The sequence below is a fragment of the Actinoplanes sp. NPDC026619 genome, assembly GCF_040638295.1.
Taxonomy (GTDB): Bacteria; Actinomycetota; Actinomycetes; order Mycobacteriales; family Micromonosporaceae; genus Actinoplanes.
Genome location: NZ_JBEZYA010000009.1, coordinates 121,692 through 144,689, shown reverse-complemented (window position 1 = coordinate 144,689; position 22,998 = coordinate 121,692). Strand labels below are relative to the sequence as shown.

At 70.5% G+C, this 22,998-nt stretch carries 19 protein-coding genes and 1 pseudogene; 12 read left to right on the top strand and 8 right to left on the bottom strand.

The window, feature by feature from the left end; translation table 11 throughout:
* Positions 1-71: 71 nt before the first annotated feature.
* Positions 72-506 carry a hypothetical protein gene (locus AB0E90_RS21190; protein WP_360408517.1) on the top strand — a complete coding sequence of 145 codons (435 nt, stop codon included), beginning with the start codon at positions 72-74 and terminating at the stop codon, positions 504-506.
* Here AB0E90_RS21190 and AB0E90_RS21185 read toward each other — a convergent pair.
* Positions 466-1,659, bottom strand: coding sequence for a putative acyl-CoA thioester hydrolase (locus AB0E90_RS21185; RefSeq protein ID WP_360407951.1), 1,194 nt, complete (start codon positions 1,657-1,659; stop codon positions 466-468). The two genes, AB0E90_RS21190 and AB0E90_RS21185, sit on opposite strands and share 41 nt — an antisense overlap.
* A gap of 250 nt (positions 1,660-1,909) precedes the next feature.
* Here AB0E90_RS21185 and AB0E90_RS21180 point away from each other — a divergent pair, with 250 nt between their 5' ends.
* Complete coding sequence (locus tag AB0E90_RS21180) at positions 1,910-2,149, top strand: hypothetical protein (RefSeq protein WP_360407948.1); 240 nt, start codon at positions 1,910-1,912, stop codon at positions 2,147-2,149.
* 4 nt (positions 2,150-2,153) lie between these two features.
* On the opposite strand, the gene AB0E90_RS21175 is transcribed toward AB0E90_RS21180, so the two are convergent.
* On the bottom strand, positions 2,154-3,128 hold the full coding sequence (locus AB0E90_RS21175; protein ID WP_360407945.1) for a glycosyl hydrolase: 975 nt from the start codon (positions 3,126-3,128) through the stop codon (positions 2,154-2,156).
* A gap of 87 nt (positions 3,129-3,215) precedes the next feature.
* Between AB0E90_RS21175 and AB0E90_RS21170 the strand changes: the two genes are divergently transcribed.
* Positions 3,216-5,366, top strand: coding sequence for a bifunctional polysaccharide deacetylase/glycosyltransferase family 2 protein (locus AB0E90_RS21170; RefSeq protein ID WP_360407942.1), 2,151 nt, complete (start codon positions 3,216-3,218; stop codon positions 5,364-5,366).
* A 46-nt stretch (positions 5,367-5,412) separates the two neighbouring features.
* Entirely contained in the window at positions 5,413-7,215 is a 1,803-nt protein-coding gene (glmS, locus tag AB0E90_RS21165; RefSeq protein WP_360407939.1) for a glutamine--fructose-6-phosphate transaminase (isomerizing), read from the top strand.
* Here glmS and AB0E90_RS21160 read toward each other — a convergent pair.
* Positions 7,202-7,993, bottom strand: coding sequence for a class I SAM-dependent methyltransferase (locus AB0E90_RS21160; RefSeq protein WP_360407936.1), 792 nt, complete (start codon positions 7,991-7,993; stop codon positions 7,202-7,204). The two genes, glmS and AB0E90_RS21160, sit on opposite strands and share 14 nt — an antisense overlap.
* Positions 7,994-8,082: 89 nt before the next feature.
* Here AB0E90_RS21160 and AB0E90_RS21155 point away from each other — a divergent pair, with 89 nt between their 5' ends.
* Positions 8,083-10,836, top strand: coding sequence for an AAA family ATPase (locus AB0E90_RS21155; RefSeq protein WP_360407933.1), 2,754 nt, complete (start codon positions 8,083-8,085; stop codon positions 10,834-10,836).
* Positions 10,837-10,841: 5 nt separating this feature from the next.
* Here the strand turns inward: AB0E90_RS21155 and AB0E90_RS21150 are convergent, their stop codons facing one another.
* Positions 10,842-11,516 carry a DUF4097 family beta strand repeat-containing protein gene (locus AB0E90_RS21150; RefSeq protein ID WP_360407930.1) on the bottom strand — a complete coding sequence of 225 codons (675 nt, stop codon included), beginning with the start codon at positions 11,514-11,516 and terminating at the stop codon, positions 10,842-10,844.
* 184 nt (positions 11,517-11,700) lie between these two features.
* Between AB0E90_RS21150 and AB0E90_RS21145 the strand changes: the two genes are divergently transcribed.
* Positions 11,701-12,405, top strand: a complete 705-nt coding sequence (locus tag AB0E90_RS21145; protein WP_360407927.1) for a helix-turn-helix domain-containing protein — start codon at positions 11,701-11,703, stop codon at positions 12,403-12,405.
* A 3-nt stretch (positions 12,406-12,408) separates the two neighbouring features.
* Here the strand turns inward: AB0E90_RS21145 and AB0E90_RS21140 are convergent, their stop codons facing one another.
* Positions 12,409-15,048, bottom strand: a complete 2,640-nt coding sequence (locus tag AB0E90_RS21140) for a hypothetical protein (RefSeq protein WP_360407924.1) — start codon at positions 15,046-15,048, stop codon at positions 12,409-12,411.
* Between the two features lie 167 nt (positions 15,049-15,215).
* Here AB0E90_RS21140 and AB0E90_RS21135 point away from each other — a divergent pair, with 167 nt between their 5' ends.
* The 3 genes from AB0E90_RS21135 (at position 15,216) to AB0E90_RS21125 (ending at position 18,807) form a co-directional block, all read left to right on the top strand.
* Entirely contained in the window at positions 15,216-16,070 is an 855-nt protein-coding gene (locus AB0E90_RS21135) for an RICIN domain-containing protein (RefSeq protein WP_360407921.1), read from the top strand.
* Positions 16,071-16,699: 629 nt separating this feature from the next.
* Entirely contained in the window at positions 16,700-17,740 is a 1,041-nt protein-coding gene (locus tag AB0E90_RS21130; protein WP_360407918.1) for a glycoside hydrolase family 43 protein, read from the top strand.
* An 83-nt stretch (positions 17,741-17,823) separates the two neighbouring features.
* Positions 17,824-18,807, top strand: coding sequence for a pectinesterase family protein (locus AB0E90_RS21125; RefSeq protein WP_360407915.1), 984 nt, complete (start codon positions 17,824-17,826; stop codon positions 18,805-18,807).
* A 3-nt stretch (positions 18,808-18,810) separates the two neighbouring features.
* Here AB0E90_RS21125 and AB0E90_RS21120 read toward each other — a convergent pair whose 3' ends face one another.
* Entirely contained in the window at positions 18,811-19,182 is a 372-nt protein-coding gene (locus AB0E90_RS21120; RefSeq protein ID WP_360407912.1) for a hypothetical protein, read from the bottom strand.
* A gap of 124 nt (positions 19,183-19,306) precedes the next feature.
* Here AB0E90_RS21120 and AB0E90_RS21115 point away from each other — a divergent pair.
* The 3 genes and pseudogenes from AB0E90_RS21115 to AB0E90_RS21105 all read left to right on the top strand — a co-directional run.
* Positions 19,307-19,627, top strand: a pseudogene (locus AB0E90_RS21115) (metalloregulator ArsR/SmtB family transcription factor); the annotation flags it as partial.
* A gap of 176 nt (positions 19,628-19,803) precedes the next feature.
* Complete coding sequence (locus AB0E90_RS21110) at positions 19,804-20,490, top strand: DsbA family oxidoreductase (RefSeq protein WP_360407909.1); 687 nt, start codon at positions 19,804-19,806, stop codon at positions 20,488-20,490.
* Positions 20,487-21,038 carry a helix-turn-helix domain-containing protein gene (locus AB0E90_RS21105; RefSeq protein ID WP_360407906.1) on the top strand — a complete coding sequence of 184 codons (552 nt, stop codon included), beginning with the start codon at positions 20,487-20,489 and terminating at the stop codon, positions 21,036-21,038. Before AB0E90_RS21110 ends, AB0E90_RS21105 begins: the two co-directional genes overlap by 4 nt.
* Here the strand turns inward: AB0E90_RS21105 and AB0E90_RS21100 are convergent.
* Positions 21,035-22,126, bottom strand: coding sequence for a crosslink repair DNA glycosylase YcaQ family protein (locus AB0E90_RS21100; protein WP_360407903.1), 1,092 nt, complete (start codon positions 22,124-22,126; stop codon positions 21,035-21,037). The genes AB0E90_RS21105 and AB0E90_RS21100 overlap by 4 nt on opposite strands.
* 9 nt (positions 22,127-22,135) lie before the next feature.
* Entirely contained in the window at positions 22,136-22,987 is an 852-nt protein-coding gene (locus tag AB0E90_RS21095) for a hypothetical protein (RefSeq protein ID WP_360407900.1), read from the bottom strand.
* Between the last annotated feature and the right edge of the window lie 11 nt (positions 22,988-22,998).

The following is a 22,998-nucleotide window of genomic DNA, read 5'->3' as shown; positions in this document are numbered from 1 at the left end:
CGGCTTACTCCAGCTCGGCGATCGCACCCAGTGCCATCTGCGGGTCGCGGGCGGGCGCGGTCCATCCGGCCATGAGGCTCAAGGCTGCTGTTGTCGCGCTCGCCGTCCTGGCGATCACGGCCGGATGCTACGACGACCCGACCAACGACGGTGGACCCAAGGTCGACGTGGTGAAGACGCCTGACAAGGTCACCTACGCGACCGGGTTCGGCGCGGTCGGGCGGGACGCCTTCATCTGGGTGGCCCGGGACAAAGGCTTCTTCCGCGACACCGGGATGAGGTCGACATCCAGAAGGGCGCCGGCAACGTCCCCAACCTCACCATGCTCAAGTCGAACCAGGATCGGCGAGATCGAGGCAATGAAGCCGTACGCCGAGCCACTCGGCCGCCTCGACGAGAAGCGGATCGCCGCCGGCCTCAGCGAGCTGGGCATCACCGCACTGACCCCGGCCTCGGTGGCGGACCTCAACTTCTGTTCCGGAACTCCCACAGCCGGTTGTAGTTGACGTCGTTCAGGTCGCGACCCTCGTCGATGCGGGCCGCGAACGGGCGGGCCGTCGTTGCGGCCGACGCCCAGGGGGTGAGCTCGTTGAAGCCCGCGCCGATCAGGCTGTCGCGGATCACCAACTGGCCGTTCGGGGTGATGCCGGGCAGGTAACCGGTCGCGCTGGCGCCCTGGTCCCAGGCCCGGCCCAGGTATCCGGTCGGGGCCGCCTGGTAGGCCGCGTCGGCGGTGATGCGGGAATCGATGACCAGGAAGCCGTACGGATAGTTGGGCGCGGTGTTCGGCGCGAAGATGACGCCGCCGGACGCCTTGCGCGAGGACACCAGGTGGAAGTGGGTGCCGCTGAAGACGGTGGCGGCGCGGCCGAAGACGAAGTCGGTGTCGCCCTCGATGTAGCTGTCCCGCACCGACACCCGGGCGATGCTGGTGACGTCGTCGGCGTTGGCGAGGAAGGTGTCCTGCCGGGAGATCAGCCGCATGTTCTCCAACTGGGTGCGGTCGGCGTCAGTGCGCAGGGCGAGGGCCTGGTGGGTGCCGCGGTCGACGGTGTCGAGCAGGGTGTTGGTGATGGTCAGACCCTTGAGCTGCAGGTCGGTGCTCTGCGCCCAGACCACGGTGGCGCACAGCGCGGCGGTGGCGGTGGTCTTGGTCGCGCAGGCCTGGAACATCGGCCAGGCCGGGTCGCCCTCGGCATAGCGGCCGTCCGGGTTGACCAGGGCGGCCCACGCGGCGGGGGTGATGGTGGCGTCGACGGTGAACTCCAGGCGCACGTCGGCCGGGCGGCCGAGCCCGAAGATGGTCAGCGGCGGCGAGCCGGCCGGGATGAAGACGGTGCCGGTGTAGGTGCCGGGCAGGATGCCGATCCATCGGCGGGCGTCGCCGCCGGCGCGGTAGGCGGCGTTGACCGCTTCCTGCACGGTGGCGAAGCCGTGGCCGCCGACCAGGTAGTCGGGGCGGCCGGTGGCTATCGGTTTGGGGCGCCACGGTTCGACGACCGGGGCGGCGTAGAGGCCGGAGCGGCGGAAGTAGCTCTCCGGGGTGAACGGGCGGGCCTCCGCGCTGGAGAGGACCGGCCGGGTGGGGGTGCCGGGCGCGGCCACACCGCCCGGGATCGCCAGCGCCGCGGCCGCCACTGCCGTCATCATCTGCATCATCGCTATCTCCTCAGGAATGCGCTTACCTCAGGGGTTTTGACGAATCATACGATCGAAGACGGTCTATCGCAGCCGACAAATGCGACAAGTACTCTCCGTAACCCTCTGGACAAATTGATCTTGACGGGTAAGCGACAGGTTACGGAGAGCAATCACTATTGCGAACACAGAGAGTGCTGGGCAACCGCAAAGGAGTTACCAAGAAACGGTTCTTAACGTGGGCGACAGAACCGCTCCGGAAGGAAATATCATGATTCGTACCGCCGTCATGCCGATGGAAACCCCGCAGGTCTTCGTCGACTCCACCGGCCGCCGTAAGCGGGTCCTCGCGATCTTCGGCTTCCTCGTCGCGGTCTTCGCGACCCTCTACATCGCGGTGGTCGGCACCAGCGTGGTGCAGGCGGCCGACGCCGGCCTCGCGACGAAGGCCACGGTTTCCACCTCGGCAACCACGTCGGCGAGTGCGAGCGCGAACTCCACCAGCAAGTGACCGGTCAGCTCGTGTAGTCGGCGAAGAGCGAGGTGAAGGCGTACTCGTCCTGGCTGATTCCGCTGCACTTGCTGTTGACCTTGCCGTCGGTGCAGTCGCCGTTGTCGCGGTTGACCGACCAGAACCGGACGAAGCCGAGCCCCTTGGTCTTCGCCCAGGTGAGCAGGGTCTTCGCGTTGGCCACGGTGGTCGGGCCGCCGAGGCCGTTGACGCCGATCATCGGGGTGACGCCGATCATGGCGTACACCTCGGTGTCGCTCAGATCGGACCAGATGCCGGCGACGTCGGTCTTGACCGACTCGGTGGCGGTGGTCAGCGAGGTGCCCCAGTCGCCGCTGCCGGTGAAGTTCATGATCATGGCGTTGACCGTGACCTCGAGGCCGGCGTCCTTCGCGCTCTGCAGCAGCGCGATCGCCTCGTCGGTGAGGCCGACCGACATGCCGCCGACCGGCAGGGTGAAGGTGACCGCGGTGCCGCGGGCCTTCTGCACCGTGGCGAGCGCGGTGGTGATCGTCGCGGCGGTCACGGTCTGCTCGATGTCGATGTCGAGGTAGTTGCTGTCGGCGACGTCCAGCACCTTCTCGTACGCCGCGGCCAGTTCGGTGGCCGAGCAGACGTTCTCGAGATAGGTGCCGTCCTCCCCACCGGTGGCGACGATGATCTTGCCGCTCACCGCCTGGATCTTGGCGATCTCCGCGGCGATCGTGCTGTTGTCGATCGCCGTCGTGCCGCCCCAGGTGGGCGTGCAGGTCTTGGCGCTGTCGGCCACCACGAAGGCGGCCGAGAAGTCGGCCTGCCCGGTCGCGGTGTGGATCGCCGTGACGTCGGCGGTGCCGCTGACGATGTCGAGGTAGGGCGCGACGACGGGGGCGGTGACGAGGGACGCGCTGGTCGTCGCGCTGGACGGCTCCCCCGAATCGGAATCCGAGCCGGAGCAGCCGGCGAGCGCCAGAACCATCAAGGCGGCGAGAACGCGCACCCCTGGACTATCCCACCCCGGTGCTCAGAAATGTCCCCATCAAGCCGATAAGGGCGATAAGCCAGCGTCTGCGATGAGGGGAACCCAGTGTCCGTCGACACGACCGCGCCGGTAAAGAAGCGCATCCCGGTGCCCCGCCCGCGCTGGATCGTCCTGACCGTCGTGCTCGCGCTGTTCGCCGCGATCCTGCTGGTCAACGGCCTGGTCGAGGGCGAGTTCACGCAGGACGGCGCGGCCGAGGCGACGTCGAACACGGGCAACGTGCCGAGCAAGGTGCTCAACGGCGGCGGCCCGATCATCCAGACCGACGGCACCACCACGACCACGGTCAGCGTGCCGGACAACAAGATCGTGCTGACCTTCGACGACGGGCCCAGCCCGAAGTACACCCCGGAAATTCTCCAGGTCCTGGCCAAGTACGACGTACCCGCCACGTTCTTCATGATCGGCTCGGAGATCAGCCGTTACCCGGACCTGGTTCAGGACGTCAAGGACGCCGGCCACGAGATCGGCATCCACACGTTCACCCACCCCGACCTGTCCACCAAGAACGAGTGGCGGCGTGAGGTGGAGATGCAGGAGACGCAGTTCGCGTTGTCCGGCGCGGCCGACGTGACCAGCGTGATCTTCCGGCCGCCCTACTCCTCGACGGTCAAGGCGATCGATAACAACGTCTGGTCGGTGATGACGGACATGGGCAAGCGCGGCTACCTGACCGTGGTCAACGACCTGGACAGCCGGGACTGGGAGTCGGGCGCCACCATCGCCGACATCACCGAGGCGGTCCTGCCGGACGACGACGCCGGGGCGATCCTGCTGTTCCACGACGGCGGCGGGAACCGGGCCAAGACCGCGACCGCGCTGGAGACGGTCATCCCGAAGCTGAAGGAGGAGGGCTACACCTTCACCACGGTCACGGCGCTGACCGGCATGTCGACGGTGAACCCGACCGCCTCCGGCAAGGACCGCACGCTGGGCCTTGGCCTGGTCGGCGCGGTGCAGCTGGCCACCCACACCACCGTTTTCTTCTCCTGGCTCCTGCTGCTGCTCGGCGTGCTGACCGTGGTCCGGCTGATCCTGGTGATCGTCCTGGGCCGCCGGCACGCCCGCCGCCCGCGCGAGGGCGCCTGGGGCGAGCCGTACACGAAACCGGTCACCGTGCTCGTCCCGGCCTTCAACGAGAAGGAGATCATCGCCGACACCCTGCGCTCGTTGATGGCCGGCACCCATCCGATCCGGGTCGTGGTGATCGACGACGGTTCGACCGACGGCACCGCCGACATCGCCGAATCCCTGGGCTACCCGAACGTCACGGTGGTCCGGCAGCCCAACAGCGGCAAGTCGGCCGCGCTGAACACCGGCATCGCGCACGCCGACACCGAGATCGTGATCATGATGGACGGCGACACGGTCTTCGAGCCGGACACCGTACGCCTGCTGGTCCAGCCGTTCTCGACCGCCGAGATCGGCGCGGTCGCCGGCAACGCCAAGGTCGCCAACCGCACCGGCATGGTCCCCTTGTGGCAGCACATCGAGTACGTCGTCGGCTTCTCGATCGACCGCCGCGCGTACGACGTGATGCGCTGCATGTCGACCGTCCCGGGGGCCATCGGCGCCTTCCGCACCGAAGCCCTCCAGCAGGTCAACGGCCTGTCCGACGACACCCTGGCCGAGGACACCGACCTGACCATCGCGATCATCCGGGCCGGCTGGCGGGTCGTCTACGAGGAGCACGCGCGCGCCTGGACCGAGGCGCCGGCGACGATGTCGCAGCTGTGGCGCCAGCGCTACCGCTGGAGCTACGGCACCATGCAGGCGATGTGGAAGCACCGCCGGACGCTGTTCGAGCGTGGCCCGGGTGGCAAGTTCGGCCGTCGCGGGCTGCTCAACATGACCCTGTTCCAGACGCTGTTGCCGCTGCTCTCCCCGCTGATCGACGTGTTCCTGATCTACGGCCTGTTCTTCCTCGACCCGCTCCGCACGGTGCTGGCCTGGCTGGCCATGCTGCTGGTGCAGCTGGTCAGCACGATCTACGCGTTCCGGCTCGACAAGGAGTCACTCAAGCCGCTCTGGCGACTGCCGTTGCAGCAGTTCGTCTACCGGCAACTGATGTACCTCGTACTCATCCAGTCGGTTCTCGCCGCGCTCGGCGGCATCCGCCTCGGCTGGCAGAAGCTGCGGCGTACCGGTGGCCTGAATGCCCTGCTCGGAAGCCGTTTGCCGACAGGAGACGCGTAGTTCCCGCACAGGAAAACCGCTGGGCGCGCTGACTAACTTCTCCGGCATGTGCGGAATCGTGGGATATGCCGGCCGGCGGCCGGCCGTGGACATCGTGGTGGACGGATTGCGGCGGCTGGAATACCGCGGCTACGACTCGGCGGGGGTGGCGATCGTCAGTGGCGGTCGTCTCCTGACCGAGAAAAAGGCGGGCAAACTCGCCAACCTGGAAGCGGCGTTGACCATCACCGAGGGGACGACCGGCATCGGGCACACCCGCTGGGCGACCCACGGCGGTCCGACCGATCGCAACGCGCACCCGCACCTCTCGGCGGACAACCGGATCGCGGTCATCCACAACGGCATCATCGAGAACTTCGCTTCCCTGCGGGCTGAGCTGGAGGCGACCGGCATCGAGTTCGCCAGCGACACCGACACCGAGGTCGTGGCCCACCTGCTGGCCCGGGAGAACGCGCCGCTGGACGTCGCGATGCGGCACGTGGTCGCCCGTTTGGAAGGCGCCTTCACGCTCCTCGCGGTGTCGGCGGACAATCCGGACACGGTGGTCGGCGCCCGGCGCAACTCACCCCTCGTGGTCGGCCGGGGCGACGGAGAGAACTTCTTGGCCAGCGACGTGTCGGCCTTCATCGCCCACACCCGGGAAGCGATCGAGCTCGGCCAGGACCAGATCGTGGTGATCACCCCGGACTCGGTGGAGATCACCGACTTCGCCGGCGTTCCGGTCGAGGGCACCGACTTCCACATCGACTGGGACGCCGCCGCCGCCGAGAAGGGCGGCTACGAGTACTTCATGCTCAAGGAGATCGCCGAGCAGCCGCAGGCCATCGCCGACACCCTGCTCGGCCGGCTCACCGCCGACGGCATCGTGCTCGACGAGATGTGCGATCTCGCCGACATCACCAAGGTCTCCATCGTCGCCTGCGGCACCGCCTACCACTCCGGCCTGGTCGCGAAATACGCGATCGAGCACTGGACCCGGATCCCGTGCGAGGTGGAGCTGGCCAGCGAGTTCCGCTACCGCGACCCGATCCTCGACCGCTCGACGCTGGTGGTGGCGATCTCCCAGTCCGGCGAAACGATGGACACGCTGATGGCGCTGCGGCACGCGAAGGAGCAGGGCGCGCGCGTGCTGGCCATCTGCAACACCAACGGCTCGACCATCCCGCGCGAATCCGACGCGGTGCTCTACACGCACGGCGGCCCGGAGATCGCGGTGGCCAGCACCAAGGCCTTCCTGACCCAGCTGGTCGCCTGCTATCTGCTCGGCCTCTATCTCGCGCAGGTGCGCGGCATCATGTACGCCGATGAGGTCGGCGAGGTCGTCCGGCAACTCCAGCAGACCCCCGACCAGCTGCGCGAACTGCTCGACCGGATGGACTCGGTGCGCAAGCTGTCCCGCGACCTCGCCTCGGCCACCGAGGTGCTGTTCATCGGGCGGCACGTCGGCTACCCGGTGGCGCTCGAGGGCGCGCTCAAACTCAAGGAGCTCGCCTACATGCACGCCGAGGGCTTCGCGGCCGGCGAGCTCAAGCACGGCCCGATCGCCCTGATCGACGAGGGCACCCCGGTGATCTGCGTGGTGCCCTCATCCCCCACCCGCGACAAGGTCATTTCAAACATTCAGGAGGTACGGGCCCGGGGCGCGCGGACCATCGTCATCGCCGAGGACGGCGACGAGGCGATCGGGGCGTACGCCGACGAAGTGATCCGCGTGCCGCGGGTGCCCACCCTGCTGGCCCCGCTGATGACCACGGTGCCGCTGCAGATCCTGGCCTGCGAGATCGCCGCGGCTCGCGGATACGACGTGGACCAGCCCCGCAACCTGGCCAAATCGGTCACCGTCGAGTGATCCACGCGCCGATCATCAGCGGCCACAGCATCGGGCGGCCGGGGTGGCCGGCAGCGTCGCCGGCCATCGCGGCCAGCGCCGCCTCGGCTGCCTCGGCCGTGATGACGCCGTGGGCCAGCCCGGCCGGCAGGACGCTGCGGAACGTGGCATCGAGCATCACTCGCCCCGCCCCCAGGGTTTCCAGGTAGCCGGCCACGTCGGTGCCGTCCGGCGCGCCCAGCCCGGCCTGCTCCAGGTAGGCCGGCAACGCCAGCCCGGCCCGGGTGTTGCAGCCGACCGACTCGAACATGGCGATCAGCAACCGGGTCACCTCCGCGACGCTGGGCAGCGACGGCTCCACGTCGGCGGCGCTCAGGTGGTAGTCCTGCAGCACCAGACTGCCGCCCGGCGCCACCGCCTCCCAGAGCCGGCGCACCACGGCCACCCGGTCGGGCGTGTGGAAGAGCAAAAGCCGGGCCAGGACGATGTCGTACGGGCCACCCGGCACCGGCTCGTCCGCATTGAGATCGTGCGTGAGCACCCGGCAGCCCGGCAACGCCTCGGCGGTGGTGGCGGCCAGGGCGGCGTCCGAGTCGATCCCGGTGACGTGGCCCCCGCGCAACGCCATCAGGCGCATCGTCTCGCCCGGACCACACCCGGCATCCAGACAGCGGGCGCCGGTCGTGAAGCCGATCCGGTCCAGCAGGCGACCGGTGGCGGTCTCCCACATGCGAGCCTGGGCTCGCAAACGCTCGTACTCCTCCGGTGTCCGCCGGAGGGCGTATTCGGCAGTTGTCATGAGTCGATGCTGGGCGCGGCGCGACATTCGCGAATCGTGGATCCGACCACGAGGTTTCGTGGCCGCCCCCGGGGGCCTACCGTCGGGGCATGGCTGGCGTGCTGCTCCAGCGCGACGCCGAGATGGCCGTCCTCGACCACCGGCTCGGCTCACTGCGCGCCGGCACCGGCCGGTTGATCCTCGTCGAGGGTCCGGCCGGCATCGGCAAATCCAGCCTGATCACGGCCGCGTCGCGGGCGGCCGCCGCGACCGGCGTGCGGGTGCTGCGAGCCTGGGGCGGGCCGCTCGAGCACGACGCCGGCTGGGGCATCGCCCGGCAACTGTTCGCCCCGCTGCGCGACAGTGCGGAGTGGAACGAGCTGGCCGTCGGCGCGGCGGCGCTCGCCCGCCACGCGCTGGACGCCGACGGCACCGAGCCGGCCGCAGGCGGCGAGGCCATGCACGCCGCCGTGCACGGGCTGGTCTGGCTCGCCTGCGGCCTGGCCGAGCGCGGGCCGACCCTGCTCGTCATCGACGACGCGCACTGGGCCGACGCCCCCTCGCTGCGCTGGCTCCTCCACCTGGCCCGGCAGATCGCCGAGCACCGGCTCGGCATCCTGTGCGTGGTGCGCTCCGGCGAGCCCGCGTCCGCGCCCGGCATGCTCGCCGACCTGCTCGCCGCCTCACCCGAGCCACCGATCCGCCCGGCGCCGCTGGGCCCGGCCGCGGTCGCGGCGGTCCTCGATCAACGGCTGCCCGGCGCGGCGCCCGGCTTCGCGTCCTCCTGTCACGCCGCCACCGGCGGCAACCCGTTCCTGCTCGGCGCCCTCCTCGATCACCTGCGCGCCGAGGGCGTCGACCCGACCGCCGCGGTGGCGGCCCGGCTCAGCTCGTTCGGCCCCGAGCAGGTGGCGCGGACCATCGAGCGACAACTGTCCCGCCTGCCGGCCGGCGCGGGCGAGTTGGCCCGGGCCTTTGCCGTCCTCGGCCGGGACGCGCCCCTGCGGCAGGCCGCCGAACTCGCCGGCCTGCCGCTCTCCGCCGCCGCCCGACTCGCCGACTGCCTGCGCTCGGCCGGCCTGCTGGGCGCGCGCGAGCTGACCCATCCGCTGGTGGCCGGCGCGCTCTACCAGGGGTTGCCGGCCGGCGAGCGGTCGCTGTGGCATGGCCGGGCGGCCGCGATCCTGGCCCGCGAACGCGCCGACCCGGAAGCGGTCGCACTGCACCTGCTGCGCAGCGAACCGGCCCGCGACGCCGGCACCGTGGCCACGCTCCGCGCCGCCGCCGAGCGGGCCGGCCGGCGGGGCGCCCCGGAAAGCGCGGCGGCCTTCCTCCGGCGGGCCCTCGCCGAGCCGCCGCCCGACCGCGCCGACGAGGCCGACGTGCACTGCCGCCTCGGCCTGGTCGCCGCGGCCCAGGCCGACCCCGGCTCCCCCACCCTGCTCGACGCCGCCGTCGAACAGGCCGCCGACGCCGGCCAGCGAGCCCGCATCGCGCTTGCCGCCGGCCGCGCTCTCGGCCTGGCCGGCTACTTCGACGACGCAGTCCGCCTGTGCCGCCAAGGCCTCGACCAGCCAACCGATCGCACACCGGCGGGCGGTGCTGAACCGGGGGTGCTGAGCCGGCTCGAGGCGGAGCTGGTGGCCAACGTGTGCATGCGCGCGGCCGGAGTGCCGGAGGCCCATGAACGCCTGCGCCGTGCGCTGCCCTCCGAATTGGCGGTGTGGCGGGTCTGCCGGGCCTGGGAAGCGCTGTGCGACGGGCGGGACGCCGACGAGCCGCGCGCGCTGCTGGCGACACCGCTGCCGGTCGAGGACGGCGATTCGATCCTGGGCACGTTCGCGACCTTTTCGCTGGTCGTCTACGGCGAGTTCGAGGCGGCCCGGGACCGCTGCACCGATCTGATCGAGCTGGCCCGGCCGCGCGGCTGGCGGATCGCGCTGGCCCACGGCAGTTTCCTGCGTGCCCTGGCGTTGATCCAGAGCGGGCAGATCCGGGACGCTGCCGCCGATGCCCGGCTCGCCTACGACTTCAAGCGGATCAACAGCCCGCCGCCGGCGCTGGTCTGGTCGATCATGCCGCTGGTCGAGGCCTTGACCGAACTGGACGAACCGGCCGAGGCCGACGAGGTGCTGCGGACCCTCGGCGATCTGCCGGAGGGCGCGATCACCACCGGCCTGATGCTGGAGCGCCGGGCCCGGCTGCGGCTGGCGCAGCACCGCCCGGCTGACGCCCACGCCGACCTGACCGCGGCCGCCGCCACCTGGAAACAGCTCGATCTCCGGCACCCCGGGATGGCGGCCTGGCGGGTGGACGACTGCCGGGCGCTGACCGCCCTGGGTGAGCCGGAAGCGGCCCGGCAACTCGCCGAGGAACACCTCGCGCTGGCCGACCGGCTCGGCCTGCCCGGTCCGCGAGCCGCCGGGCTGCGGGCGCTGGCCGCCACCGGCGACCCGATCGAGCCCCTGGTGAAGGCGGCCGCGCTCACCGAGAAGTCGCCCTACCTGCTGGAACACACCCGCGTGCTGGTCGACCTCGGCGCCGCGCTGCGCCGGGCCAACCACCGGGCCGCCGCCCGCGAGCCGCTCGGCCGGGCGCTGTCCCTCGCCGACCGGGGCGGCATGCGACTGCTGGCCCGCCGCTGCCGCGAGGAGTTGCGCGCGGCCGGGGCGCGGCCACGCCGCGCACCCGACTCGCTGACGGCCGCCGAGCACCGGGTCGCCGAGCTGGCCGCCCGCGGCTTGAGCAACCGCGAGATAGCCCAGCAGCTCTACGTCACCCGGCGAACCGTCGAGACCCACCTCACCCACGTCTTCCAGAAGCTCGGCGGCACCCGCGCCGACCTGCGCAACCTCGTGGTGTGACCGGTTCAGAGGCTGTGGGCGGTGATGTCGCCGTAGGCCGTGGTTGCGCGGATCTCGAGCTGCGCCTCGCCGGTGTTGCGCAGCTCGTTGATGATGCGGCCGTAGGACGTGCCGGCGTCCATCGTGGCCGACACCCCGGCGGCCGCGCGGATGGTTACGTCTCCGGCTTCGGTGCGGAGCACTACCGGGCCGCGGGTGGCCTCGGCGACGTTGATGTCGCCCTTCTGGACGCTGATCTCGGCCGGGCCGTCGAGGCGGCCGATCAGGACGTTGCCGACGTGTGCGGTGAGGCGCAGGCTGGCGGCCTCGTCGACCTTGATCTCGCCGTGCGCGCCCTCGAAGGTGACGTCGCCGAGGCGGCCGACGGCCCGGAACTCGGCGGCGCCCGCAGTGGCCTCGATGCGGGAGCCGGTCGGCAGCTGGATCGTCACCTCGATCGATCCGGATGGGCCGAGGAGTTGGTTCTCGGTCGGGACCGCGATTCTCAGGACGCCGTCGGCGTACGCAATCGTGGTTTGCTCGGCCGCTTTTTCGTCCCGGGCCTTGCCGGCGTCGGCCGGCCGGACCTCGACCGTGGTGTCGGGGCGGTCAGCGGCGATGATCCGAACCCGGCCGGCCGGAACGGCGAGGACGGCGGCGATCGGGGTGCGGGTGTCGAACTTCTGCATCAGGTTTCTCATGCCGGAAACGCTACGTTGCGTTTCTACTTCTCTCAATCCGCTCATTGCACTGTTGCGGCATAGCAGCAGTTCAGATGCCACATATTGTTGCAATGGCCTCCAGCTCAATGCAACGCCGAAGGGAAGGAACGTTGCAATGGATGAGGGTGAACGCTAGCCTCGTACCGAGACGAAGGAGGGTCTGATGCCGGGAGGCCGACTCACCCAGCAGGAACGCCACCAGATCGCGCTGGGGCTGGGCGACGGCCTCGCCTATGCCGAGATCGCCCGGCGCCTCGACCGGCCGACCTCGACGATCACCCGCGAGGTGATGCGCAACGGCGGGCCCACCGGCTACCGCTCCGACCTGGCCCACCGCGCCACCGAACGGCGCGCCCACCGGAGCCGGCAGTCCGCCCAGGTCCCGGCGCCGGCGCATGGTCGCGACCCGGGGGCGCTGGAGGAGTACGCGGAGGCGCTCACCGCCGCCCTCATGCAGGCCGGCACACCCCGGATGATGTCCCGGGTCCTGGTCAGCCTCTACACCACCGATTCGGGCAGCCTCACCGCCGCCGAGCTCGTCCAGCGCCTCCAGGTCAGCCCGGCCTCGATCTCCAAGGCGATCGCCTACCTCGAGGATCAGGCCCTGGTGCGCCGGGAACGCGACGAGCGCCGGCGCGAGCGCTACATCGTCGACGACGACGTGTGGTACCAGGCGATGATCGCCAGCGCCCGGGCCAACGACCAGCTCATCGCGACCGCGCGCCAGGGCGTCGGCGTCCTCGGCGCCGGCACCCCGGCCGCGACCCGGCTGGAAAACATCGCCCGCTTCCTCGACTTCGTCAGTGAGAACCTCGCGCGCGCCGCCGAGCAGGCACGCGAGGTGCTGCACACCAAACCGCCGGCCTGAGGATCAGGGCGCCTCGCCCGGCGCGATCGCGAGCAGCGCGACGATCGCGAGACCACGCTGGGCGAAGTCGTTGGTCGCAAAATCACCGGACGGAATCTCCTGTACGCCGTCAACCGTCACCGGCGCCGGCCACGGTTTCCCGGCCGCGTCGTTGAGGAACAGGTCCCAGCCGCGCTTGCGGACGACCGCATCGCCGGTCTGCTCGCCGGCCCACGCGGTCACCCGGGAGTAGATCGTCGCGAAGACCTGCGGGTTGAAGTCGAAGCCGAAGTGCGCGATCTTCTCGGCCGACGGCGCCTGCACGTAGCGGGCGAAGTCCAGCAAGGTCGCCTCGAAAGCGGGCACGTCCACCAGATCCAGCGCCTCCCACAGGATCTGCTCGCCGCCGAAGGCCATTGCCAGGTTGTAGCCGCCGGTGTAGTCGCCCTTGCTGAGATTGGTCAGATGCCCGGTGGCCGGGTCGAAGCCGACCGCGCCGCCCGCCTCGCCGGTGAACAGTCCGGCCGGGAACGCCGCGATGTCGGTCATCCCGGTGACGATCTTGTCGCGCCACCGCACGTCACCCGTCCGTTCCCACTCGGTGAGCCAGTTGCTGACCAGGGCGTACCAGTCCGGGCCGATGCGCAGGCGGGTCGGCGCGAGCGCCTGTGGCGGCAGCACCTCGCGCAGCGGCTCCACCGTGAGCAGCGTCTTGTCGGCGCGTAGCGAATAGCGGATCAGGTCGCCGAGCAGCTCGTCCGTGGTCAGATAGAACGAGAACCGCCGGGTGAACGACTCCCCGATCCGAGCCTCCTTCGCGCCGTCGCCCCAGTTCGACACGTTGTGCCGGGAGCCGAGTCCGGCGAACCGTCCGGTGTGGTGTGTGTCGACCTCGCTGACGTGCCGGGTCATGGCTCGCGCCAGCCGGAAGGTCCCGGGCTTGCCGGAGCGCAGGAACGCGTACCAGAGCAGCAGGTCGGATCCCAGCTCACCGTTGTCCCAGGCGTAGCCGCCGACGTCGTAACGCCACTCGTGCCGGTCGGCGTCGTAGGTGTGCATGACGTCGCCGTAGTGCCAGTAGCCGTACCACTGGCGCTGATCGACCTGGCCGGCGTAGAACGCGATCTCCCGGTCCAGTGCGTCCTCCAGCGTCGCCCGGGCTCCGGTGCTGCGGTCGGGCAGGCTCCAGCGCCCGAAGACCCCGGCCGCGTGGAGCCACTCCGGGGCCGCGACCAGCTGCGGGGTTGCGGTGAGCGCGGCCTCCAGCGCCGCGATTCGACTTCGAGCAGGCGTACGGTCGAAAGCCCACAGAAGCATCTCGGTCGACCCGACGATCCCCTCCGGTGTGCTGAACCCCTCCTGCACGTCCTCGTAGGCGAGATCCAGCCCGTGCGCCACCGTGTCGTAGTGCCGCAGGTCCATCGGCGGCCCGTCCGGCGCCCACGACCAGAGCGTCACCTGCGCGGTCGCGCCGGCCGCACCGCGGATGTCGAGCGCCCGCGGGAACCGCTGCCAGAAGTCGGTCAGGCCGAACCCAAGCCCGCCGGAGATCCCGCCGACGTACCCGAAACCCGAGGCCCGGCGGCCCCGTCCGGCATGACGCAGCCAACTGCCGGCCGCGGACGTACGCTTCGCGACCGTGAAGTGCTCGGCGGACTCCTGCGCGAGCCGGAAGTCGTTCCACTCGGCCAGCGCGGTGTAAGCGCTGCTGACCTGGGTGTTCCACTGCTCCCGCGGCGGGGTGGCGGAGCCTGCGACCTGGGCGGCGTTGACCGCGGCCCCCGGATCGCGGCGCAGGCCGGTGAGCACCCGGACCGGCTCGCCCCACACCCCGCCGCCGGTCACACCGAAGCGGACGTGCCGGTCGTACGTCTCGTCGGTCATCGGCACGTCGAAGCGCAGGCCGAGGCCGCGGATGAAGTCCCGCTCCTGGTCGGCGTCCCAGATGAAGCTGTGCACCAGGCGGACCGCCTCGCCACTCGACAGGTACACCCGCAGCGTCCAGGGCAGGATCTTCCGGTTGCCGCGGCGGTACGTGCCGGTCAGCTTCACCACGGCGCGGACCGGGCCGGGCTGCTCGACCGTGGCCTGCTCGATCACGCCACGGTAGGACGACCGGGCCGGGGCGCCGGTCTCGTCGTCGGGGCGGTCCTGGATGTCCAGGACGAGGCGGCCGGCGGTCGCGGTGACGCGCTCGGCCCGGCGGATCTCCGGGAGCACGACGTCGCCACGGGTGGCCAGACGGAGCTCGACCGTGCCGTTCGCGAGGATCAGGTCGCTGCCGTCACGGCGTACCGTAACCGGGTCCTGGGGTGTCGCCGGCGTGCCCGGCGCGAGAGTGAAACGCTCCGCCGAGGCGCCGCCGATGGCGTGCCCGGTCCATTTGAGAGTGCCGTCCGGCCAGTAGGCGAGCGGCCACGACTGGACCGGGACCTCGGTGCCGTCGGCCGTGGTGAGCGCCAGTTTCGTGCCCTTCGCCAGCCGGCCCCGCGGCCACGGGACGCCCCAGGCGCTGCCGGTGGTCTCGGCCGGGGCGCCGTCGAGCCAGTGCAGTTCGGCGGTGGTCGTGGCGTCGGCCTCGGCTCTGGTCAGCGGCAGAGCCATCCCGGCGGTGGCGCCGAGGGTGCTGGCGAGCAGGGTGCGGCGGCTCAGTGGCGGAGTCATGAGGCTACCGGTACGCGCTTGCCGCAATCCATGTCAATCAATGCCAGACGATCACTCGGCATCCTGAGGAAAGCGCTTACCACACGATCCGGACAGCCCCTTTGATCTGTTCGGGGTGGATTTCACGTATGGTCGCTTGCCGATCCCCACCATCCCAAGGCACCGACATGACCAGTCCCGAAGAGGACGACACCGAGCGGCCCGACCCCGTCCTGGTCCGGCCGTACGTCAACACCACTCCCGCTCCCCGCGACCCCGCCGACGCCCTCACGGTGATCCAGCCCGCGGTGGTCGACGACGACACCGCGATCATCGACCCGGTGCCGGCCGCCCCGGCCCGGCGTCGCGGCATCGGCCGCATCCTGGCGCTGCGCATGCTCGCGCTGTTCGGCGCCCTGGTGCTCGCCCTGGCCGTGGCCGGCATCCTGATCTTCGCGCCGAAACACTCCACGGCGCAGCCGAGCACGGCCCTGCCGGTCTTCACCCCCGGCCAGCCGGGAAGCCCGGCCGCGGCCCCGGCCCACCGGTCCGCGTCGGCCTCGCCCTCCTCGTCGTCCTCCGCCCCGAGCCCGTCGGCCAGCGCATCCGCCTCGATCTCGCTGAGCGCGCCACCACCGTCCGCCCCCACCTCCGCCTCGGTGACGCCGACCCCGCCCGCGGCCGACCGCACCGGCGCGGTGACCGCGGCGAGCGGCCGATGCCTGGCGCTGGGCGGCCTGCTCGGCCTCGACGGCAGCCCGATCACGGTGAGCAGCTGCGCCACCATCGACTACCAGACCTTCACCCTGGCCACCGACGGCACGCTGCGGGTGAACGGCAAATGCGCCCAGGCAACAGGCGACGGCACGGTACGCATCGCCGCCTGCACCGGCCAGGCAAGCGCCCAGTGGCGAACCGCCGCCGCCGGCGCCCTGGTCAACCCGGCCACCGCCCAGTGCCTGACCGACCCCGGTTCACCAGGCGCAACCACAAAGGCAACGGCCTGCACGGGCGCCGCCAACCAAACCTGGCACCTCCCATAGCCGAACACCGCGCACACCGCGCACACCGCGCACACCGCGCACACCGCGCCCATCCGCGATCTTGGAAATTTGCCGCGAGCAACCTGCACCAAGTCACCAAGATCGCGTAGCTGGCACCCCGCACCACGCACCCCGCACCGCGCTCCAGTCGCGATCTTGGAGATCTGCCGCGCGGAACCTGCGCCAAGTCACCAAGATCGCCTGAACCCCGTCCCGCACAACGTTCCAACCGCGATCTTGGAGAGTTGGTGCGCGGAACCCGCGCCAAGTCACCAAGATCGCCTGCGCCCGCCCCGCGCCGCACTCCAACCGCGATCTTGGAAAGTTGGTGCGCGGAGCCCGCACCAAGTCACCAAGATCGCCTGCACCCCGCCCCGCACCGCACCACGCTCCAACCGCGATCTTGGAGATTTGGTGCTCCTGCGGCGCGCGAATTCGCCAAGATCGGGTAGTTGGCTTGCCCGAATGGACATTGACTTCCATCGTTGTAAACGCGACGCTGACGGCAGAGAGAGCGCTCTCGACACGGGCCGCGCCGCATTCCCCGACCCGCCTCCGCCGCGGCCGGCGCCGGACGCCATCCCCCTTGCGGCGTCGAAGCCGGAGGCCATCCCCGAGGGATGTGTTCCGTGAAGAAAATCCTCATCACGGCCGGTGCGCTGGTGCTCGTGCTGGCCGGCACCGTCGTGCTCGCGCGCGGCGCCGACGCCGCCCAGACCAGTCTGCGGGCGGCCGATCCGAGTGTGCTGCGCGTCGGCGGCACGTACGTCTCGGTGCAGTCGACGGGCGGCGGGATCGCCGTACGCCAAGCGGGCTCGACCGATGCTCTTGCCTCAGCCACCGCCCGGGTGGTCTGGACCGACAGCCGCAGCCGCGGCGAGGTCTGGGCGCCGGAGATCGTCACCGACGGCGGGCGGTTCTACATCTACTTCTCGGCCGGCGGCGGGTCGGCGCACCGGATGTTCGTGATCAGCTCGGCCGCCGCCGACAGCGGCTACGGCGGCGAGACCCAGCTGGCGCTGCCGGACAACAAGTGGGCGATCGACGGGACGATGTTCACGTTCAACTCGCAGCGCTGGTTCGTCTGGTCGGGCTGGGCGGGGGACACCAACGTCGAGCAGAACCTCTACATCGCACGGATGGCGAATCCGGCCACGCCGACCGGCGCGCGTTATGTGATCTCGCAGCCGCGGGAGAGCTGGGAGCGAGTGGTCGGCAACCCGTTCATCAACGAGGCGCCGGAGGCGATCAAGGATCCGAACGGGCAGTTGCACGTCGTGTACTCGGCGAACGGCAGTTGGAGCGACCAGTATTGCCTGGCCGATCTACGACTCAGAAACGGCGGCGATCCGACCTACGTGTGGGACTGGTACAAGTCGAACGGGTGCCTGTTCGGCTCGAACCGGGCCACGATGATGGCCGGCTGGGATCCGACGGTGAACGTCAACGGGCCGGGGCACCACACGTTCGTGCTGCTCAACGGCGACATCGCCACGTCGCCGCCGGCCGGGCCGCGGTTCCCGCTGATGTTCCACGCGGTGCCGAAGGGCACGCCGTACTCGTGGAGCAACCGCTACTGGTACACCGGCACGTTCTGCTGGTGGGGCAGCACCACGTATCGAAGAGGGACGGCCGCCGACACCGGATTCAGCCTGAAGTTCTTTGAGTAAGGCCTTTCCTGAGCTAAGTTACATCCACCATTGTCGATCCGTCTCGCGGCTTCGTGGGAACGCGGGCACGGAGGAGGTCCCCCATGCGCCGTCCCACGCTCGCCGTCCTCACCGTCGCGGCCGTCGCCATCGTGGCGACGGCCACGGCCGCCCAGGCCGCCACCACCTACGTGGTGGCCGCCGACGGGTCCGGCAACTACACCACCATCCAGGCCGCGCTGGCCAAAGCCGTCTCCGGCGACACCATCTCGGTCAAGGCCGGCACCTACCAGGGCCAGGTCAACATCGCCAGCGGCAAGTCCGGCATCACGATCAAGGGCGCCACCGGCACCGCGACCGACGTCGTGATCACCGGGAAGGTGCCGCAGTCGACCGGCGGGGCCACCGGCAGCGCGACCGTGCTCAACCTGGCGGCCAACACCACGATCACCGGGGTGACCATCGCCAACACGTACGGCATAGGCAGTCAGGCTCTTGCTCTTTATGCCGGCGCCGATCGCCAGGTCTATCGCAACGTGCGGCTGCTCGGCCACCAGGACACGTTCCTGAGCTGGGGTGGGACCGGCAGCAAGCAGGTGCGGCAGTACGTCTACAAGAGCTACATCGAGGGCGACGTCGACTTCATCTACGGCAACGGTGCGCTGGTCATCGACAGCACCACGATCAAGTCGCTGGACCGCGGGAGCAGCAACAACGGCTACATCACCGCGGCCGCGACGAACGCCTCCAACACGTACGGGATCCTGATCACCCGGTCCACCCTGCAGGGCCCGGCGGCGCAGACCGTGGCGCTCGGCCGCTGCTGGCACGCGGGTAACGCGACCGACGCGATCGGCCAGGTGCTGGTGCGTGACTCGTCGCTCGGCAGCCACATCCGGCAGGCCGGCGCGTGGCAGGACATGAGCGGCTTCTCGTGGAAGACGTGCCGCTTCAACGAGTACAACAACAGTGGCGCCGGCGTCACCCAGGGCACCAGCGACCGCCCGCAGATGAGCGCGTCGACGGCGGCCAACTACACCTCGCAGAAGTATTTGGCCGGCGCCGACGGCTGGAACCCGGTCCAGTAATACTCAGATCTCCAGGACCCGTTCGATGTTGCGCAACTGGTGCCGGGCCATGGCGAGATTGGCCCGGTCCTTGTAAAGCGCGAGATAGAGAAACAGCCCGTGACCGGAGCGCGCGGTCAGCGGGCGGATCAGGTGATATTGCGAGTCGAGCGTCACCAGAACGTCCTCGATCGACTCGTCCAGGCCGAGCATCTCCATGGTGCGGATCTTGGCCCGGATCACATCGGTATTGGCGGCCGCGGCGGTGATGAGGTCGAAATCCTTGTTGCCGCCGACGGTCCCCAGCGCCATTCCGCTGGTGTGATCGACGAGCGCGACCCCGATAGCGCCGCTGATCTGCATCGCGTCCTTGAGTGCCACGTCCATCTCTGCCATGCGATCGACGATGCCGCTCCGCCGCCGCGGAGAGCCGGACATGATGTCCGTCGAATTGAAGACTTCTGCAACTACTCATCACTGCATGTGCGTAACCATCCGGCCCGTGCGGCGTTGAGGCCGCATGTCGGTGCCGCTGTACCAGGCGAAGGCGGAGATGTTCCGCATGCTCGGTCACCCCGTGCGCATCCGGGTGCTGGAGCTGCTGCAGGCCGGCCCGCGCCCGGTCCGCGACCTGCTCGCCGAGATCGACGTGGAGCCGTCAAATCTCTCCCAGCAGCTTGCGCTGCTGCGCCGGGCCGGCATCGTGGTCAGCTTCCGCGAGGGCGGCCTGGTGGTGTACGCCCTGAGCACCCCCGCCGTGGCCGACCTGCTCGCCGTCGGCCGCCGGATCCTCGGCGAGGTGCTGACCGACCGGGATGGCCTGCTGGCCGAGCTGAAGGCCCGCGACCAGTCATCTTGTCGATGGCGTCAAGTTGCGGGTAGCTTCTTGACCATGGAGTCAAGTAACAGCGAGCCGGAGCCGGTTTCCGTCGAGCCCGAGCCCGTCGCCGCCCCGTTGATCATGTTGGAGTCGGCCGACGACGCCGGCGTTTGCGCTGCTGACGGGACGTGTGACTGATGGCCGCCAGCGTTTTCGGCCGCGCCGCCGAGCCGGTCGTGATCGACGTCTGGAGCGACGTCGTCTGCCCGTTCTGCTACCTCGGGCACGCCATCCTCGATGAGGCGATCGAGCAGTTCCCGCACGGCTCGGCCGTGCAGGTTCGCTACCACAGCTTCCAGCTCAACCCGGCCTTCCCGGTCGGCAAGGCCACGCTCGCCGACGACTATCTCGCCGAGAACCACCGCATGCCCAAGGCCCAGATCGAGGCCTCGCACGCGCAGTTGGCCGCCCGCGGCGCCCAGGCCGGCCTCGACTACCGGTTCGAGTCCACCCAGATGATCAACACGCTGGACGCGCACCGGATGATCCACCTGGCCAAGGCCCACGGGCAGGAGGGCGTCATGGTCGAGCGGCTGTTCCAGGCCGAGTTCACCGACGGCCTCAACCTCGCCGACCACACGGTGCTGGCCGACCTCGCCGCCGCGCTGGGTCTCGACCGGGCCGAGGCGGCTGCGGCGCTGGCGACCAAGGCGTACGAGAAGGAGATCCGCGCCGACCTCGAGCAGGCTCGCCAGCTGGGGATCAGCGGGGTGCCGTTCTTCGTCTTCGACAACAAGCGGGCGATCTCCGGCGCGCAGCCGATCGAGACCTTCCGCAAGGCGCTGGACGTGACGTGGCAGGACCGGGCGACCCAGCCGGCATGACACTTCGAGCCGACGCGCGGCGCAACGTCGAGGGCATCCGGCGGGCCGCCCTCGACGTCTTCCGCACCGGCGGCCTGACCACCCCGATGGATGAGGTGGCCCGGGCCGCAGGCGTCAGCAAAGGCACCATCTATCACCGTTTCGGCAGTCGCCGGGGCCTGATCGACGCGGTCGTCGACGAGCTGGTGGCCGAGCGGATCCGGGCCATCGTCGAGGAGGTCGAGGCCCTCGACGAGCCGCTGCCCCGGCTCGAGCTCTACCTGCGCCGCATCTGGCTGCTCCAGTTCGACGAGCCGGCCGCCAACGACGTCCTGATGCGGGCGCTGCCCGACTCCGAGCCGCTGAGCATGCTGTGCGACCACGCCTGCGAGTTCGCCCGTGGCCTTCTGCGTGACGCGCAGGCGGCCGGCGCGATCCGCGCCGACCTCACCCCGGAAGACCTGACTCATCTGATTCTCGAGCGGGGCGCGATCGTACGGGCGTGCCCGCACCAGTCCCGAGCCGACTACGAACGTCGCCTGGGCTTCGTCTTGCGCGGGCTCTCCTAAACGGCGATCGAGCCCGCCGCCTCCAGGCCAAGCCACTCGGCCAGGGACTCGATCTCGCGGACCACCTCGGTCTCGTCGAACGGCTCGTCCTCGTGGATCGCGTCCACCCGCAGCACCCCGGCCTTGCGGTCGGCGGTGGCGTCGACCTTGCCGACCAGACGGTCGCCGTCGAGGATCGGCAGCGCCCAGTAACCCCAGCGGCGCTTGGCCACCGGTTTGTACATCTCCAGTTGGTAGTCGAACTCGAACAGGTCGACCATCCGCTTACGGTCGTAGACGAGACGGTCCAGCGGGGACAGCAGCGCCACCCGGCCCTCGAACGGCTGGTCCAGCTGAGCCGGATCGACCCGCCATTTGCCGCGCACCCCGTCGATGACCGCCTCCTCCCCCGCCTCGCCCACGCCGTTCGGCTCGATCATGGTTTCCGCCGCGCGGGCGCGGGCGATGCCCAGGGCGCCGAGCCGCCGCTCGTTCCGGAGCAGGCGCGCCTCTTCCAACGGCACCGCGGTCATCGCCGGGTAGACCCGCTCGGCCAGGTCGAACTGCCGCTCGCCGCGAAGGCGCGAGGACACCGCCACCTCGCCGCGGGCGATCATGATCTCGAGCATCTGCAGCACGTTGCGGTCGTTGGTCCAGCCGGTCGACTTCCACGGCACGACGCAGGTGTCCGGCAATTGTTTCGCCGCGGTCGGCCCCTGCGCCTCCAGCCGGCGGAGGATGTCGCGGTGGCAGGCGTCGTTCGCCCGCACCCACTCCAGCATCGCCGCCCGCCAGGACGAGTCGCCCGGCCAGGCCGCCATCTCGGCGAGATGGAGCGCCATGTCGCCGGCCGGCCGGATCAGGCCCCGCAGGTCGAGCAGCTCGCGCGACTCCAACGCCCGGGTCAGGTCGGCCGGCGAATAGGCCGGGCCGAGCCGGCTCCAGGCGATGTGGTGCGCGTTGGGCGCGACCGCCGCGGTCTGGTCGTGTTGCAGCAGCGTCAGCCCGTGCACCAGATCGAGCAGCCCGTCCGGCCGGGCCGCGTCGAGCAACTGCGCCCGCACCGCGATCCGCCGCGCTTCCGCCCGGGAAAGTCGATGAACACCCACGCCCAGACGTTAGTCGTGTTCCGGTTCGGCCAGGGGGTCGGCGCCGGCCAGGAAGGCGGCCACCTGGGCGTGCAGGCGGGTCGCGCCGATCGCCGCCGACCAGCGGGCCACCTCGGTGGCGAGGGCCCGGGCGCCGGCCTCGTCGCCCGCCTTCCGATGCAGCGCCGCGAGCAGGAACTGCTGGGACAGCGTGCCGGGCACCGCGCCCGCGGCCGCGCCCAGCTCGGTGGCCCGCTCCCAGCGGCGCCGGGCGCTCTCGTAGTCGCCGTCGTCGTGGTCGTGGTCGCCGAGATGCCGCAGCGCCTCCCGGGCCAGCAGGTCGTCGCCGGCGGCCGCGGCCAATGCTGCCTCGTAGTGCGCCGGCGCCACGTCCCGCTCGGCCCGCAGGTTGTCCGCGATCCACCCGAGGTACATCTCCGACCAGCCGCGCTGCGTCTCGGTGCCGGCCCGCTCCCGCAGGGCCACCGCCTGCCGGCCGATCTCGGCGATGGCCGCCGGATCCTTGCCCCACGGGCCCAGCCGCAGTTCGTCGCCCTCGTGCAGCAGCCGGGAGTAGTCGTACCGCACCCGGAGGGACTCCGCCTCCCAGCCGGATTGCCCGGCGCAGGCGGCGATCCGCTTACCCGCCTCATCGGAGTCGGCGAACCACTCCGCCGCCAGCGCCACCTCCGCCGCCGCCCGATCGAGTGCCGCCCGATCGAGTGCCGACCGATCGAGTACCGACCGATCGAGTGCCGCCCGATCGGGCGTGGCCGCCGCGTCCAGCAGCGCCAGGCCCTGCTGCCATCGCCCGGCGTTGGCCAGCTCCCGGGCCGCTGCCACCAATGCGTCCACCGCGATCGTTGCCCCGTTGTCAGTCATGGCCGGGACGG

What these genes read in the sequence shown, in the direction of transcription:
- AB0E90_RS21190 (WP_360408517.1), top strand. Translation starts at nt 72, where the DNA reads ATGAGGCTCAAGGCTGCTGTTGTCGCGCTCGCCGTCCTGGCGATCACG.
- AB0E90_RS21185 (WP_360407951.1), bottom strand. Translation starts at nt 1,659, where the DNA reads ATGATGCAGATGATGACGGCAGTGGCGGCCGCGGCGCTGGCGATCCCG.
- AB0E90_RS21180 (WP_360407948.1), top strand. Translation starts at nt 1,910, where the DNA reads ATGATTCGTACCGCCGTCATGCCGATGGAAACCCCGCAGGTCTTCGTC.
- glmS (WP_360407939.1), top strand. Translation starts at nt 5,413, where the DNA reads ATGTGCGGAATCGTGGGATATGCCGGCCGGCGGCCGGCCGTGGACATC.
- AB0E90_RS21160 (WP_360407936.1), bottom strand. Translation starts at nt 7,993, where the DNA reads ATGACAACTGCCGAATACGCCCTCCGGCGGACACCGGAGGAGTACGAG.
- AB0E90_RS21155 (WP_360407933.1), top strand. Translation starts at nt 8,083, where the DNA reads ATGGCTGGCGTGCTGCTCCAGCGCGACGCCGAGATGGCCGTCCTCGAC.
- AB0E90_RS21150 (WP_360407930.1), bottom strand. Translation starts at nt 11,516, where the DNA reads ATGAGAAACCTGATGCAGAAGTTCGACACCCGCACCCCGATCGCCGCC.
- AB0E90_RS21145 (WP_360407927.1), top strand. Translation starts at nt 11,701, where the DNA reads ATGCCGGGAGGCCGACTCACCCAGCAGGAACGCCACCAGATCGCGCTG.
- AB0E90_RS21140 (WP_360407924.1), bottom strand. Translation starts at nt 15,048, where the DNA reads ATGACTCCGCCACTGAGCCGCCGCACCCTGCTCGCCAGCACCCTCGGC.
- AB0E90_RS21135 (WP_360407921.1), top strand. Translation starts at nt 15,216, where the DNA reads ATGACCAGTCCCGAAGAGGACGACACCGAGCGGCCCGACCCCGTCCTG.
- AB0E90_RS21125 (WP_360407915.1), top strand. Translation starts at nt 17,824, where the DNA reads ATGCGCCGTCCCACGCTCGCCGTCCTCACCGTCGCGGCCGTCGCCATC.
- AB0E90_RS21120 (WP_360407912.1), bottom strand. Translation starts at nt 19,182, where the DNA reads ATGGCAGAGATGGACGTGGCACTCAAGGACGCGATGCAGATCAGCGGC.
- AB0E90_RS21110 (WP_360407909.1), top strand. Translation starts at nt 19,804, where the DNA reads ATGGCCGCCAGCGTTTTCGGCCGCGCCGCCGAGCCGGTCGTGATCGAC.
- AB0E90_RS21105 (WP_360407906.1), top strand. Translation starts at nt 20,487, where the DNA reads ATGACACTTCGAGCCGACGCGCGGCGCAACGTCGAGGGCATCCGGCGG.
- AB0E90_RS21095 (WP_360407900.1), bottom strand. Translation starts at nt 22,987, where the DNA reads ATGACTGACAACGGGGCAACGATCGCGGTGGACGCATTGGTGGCAGCG.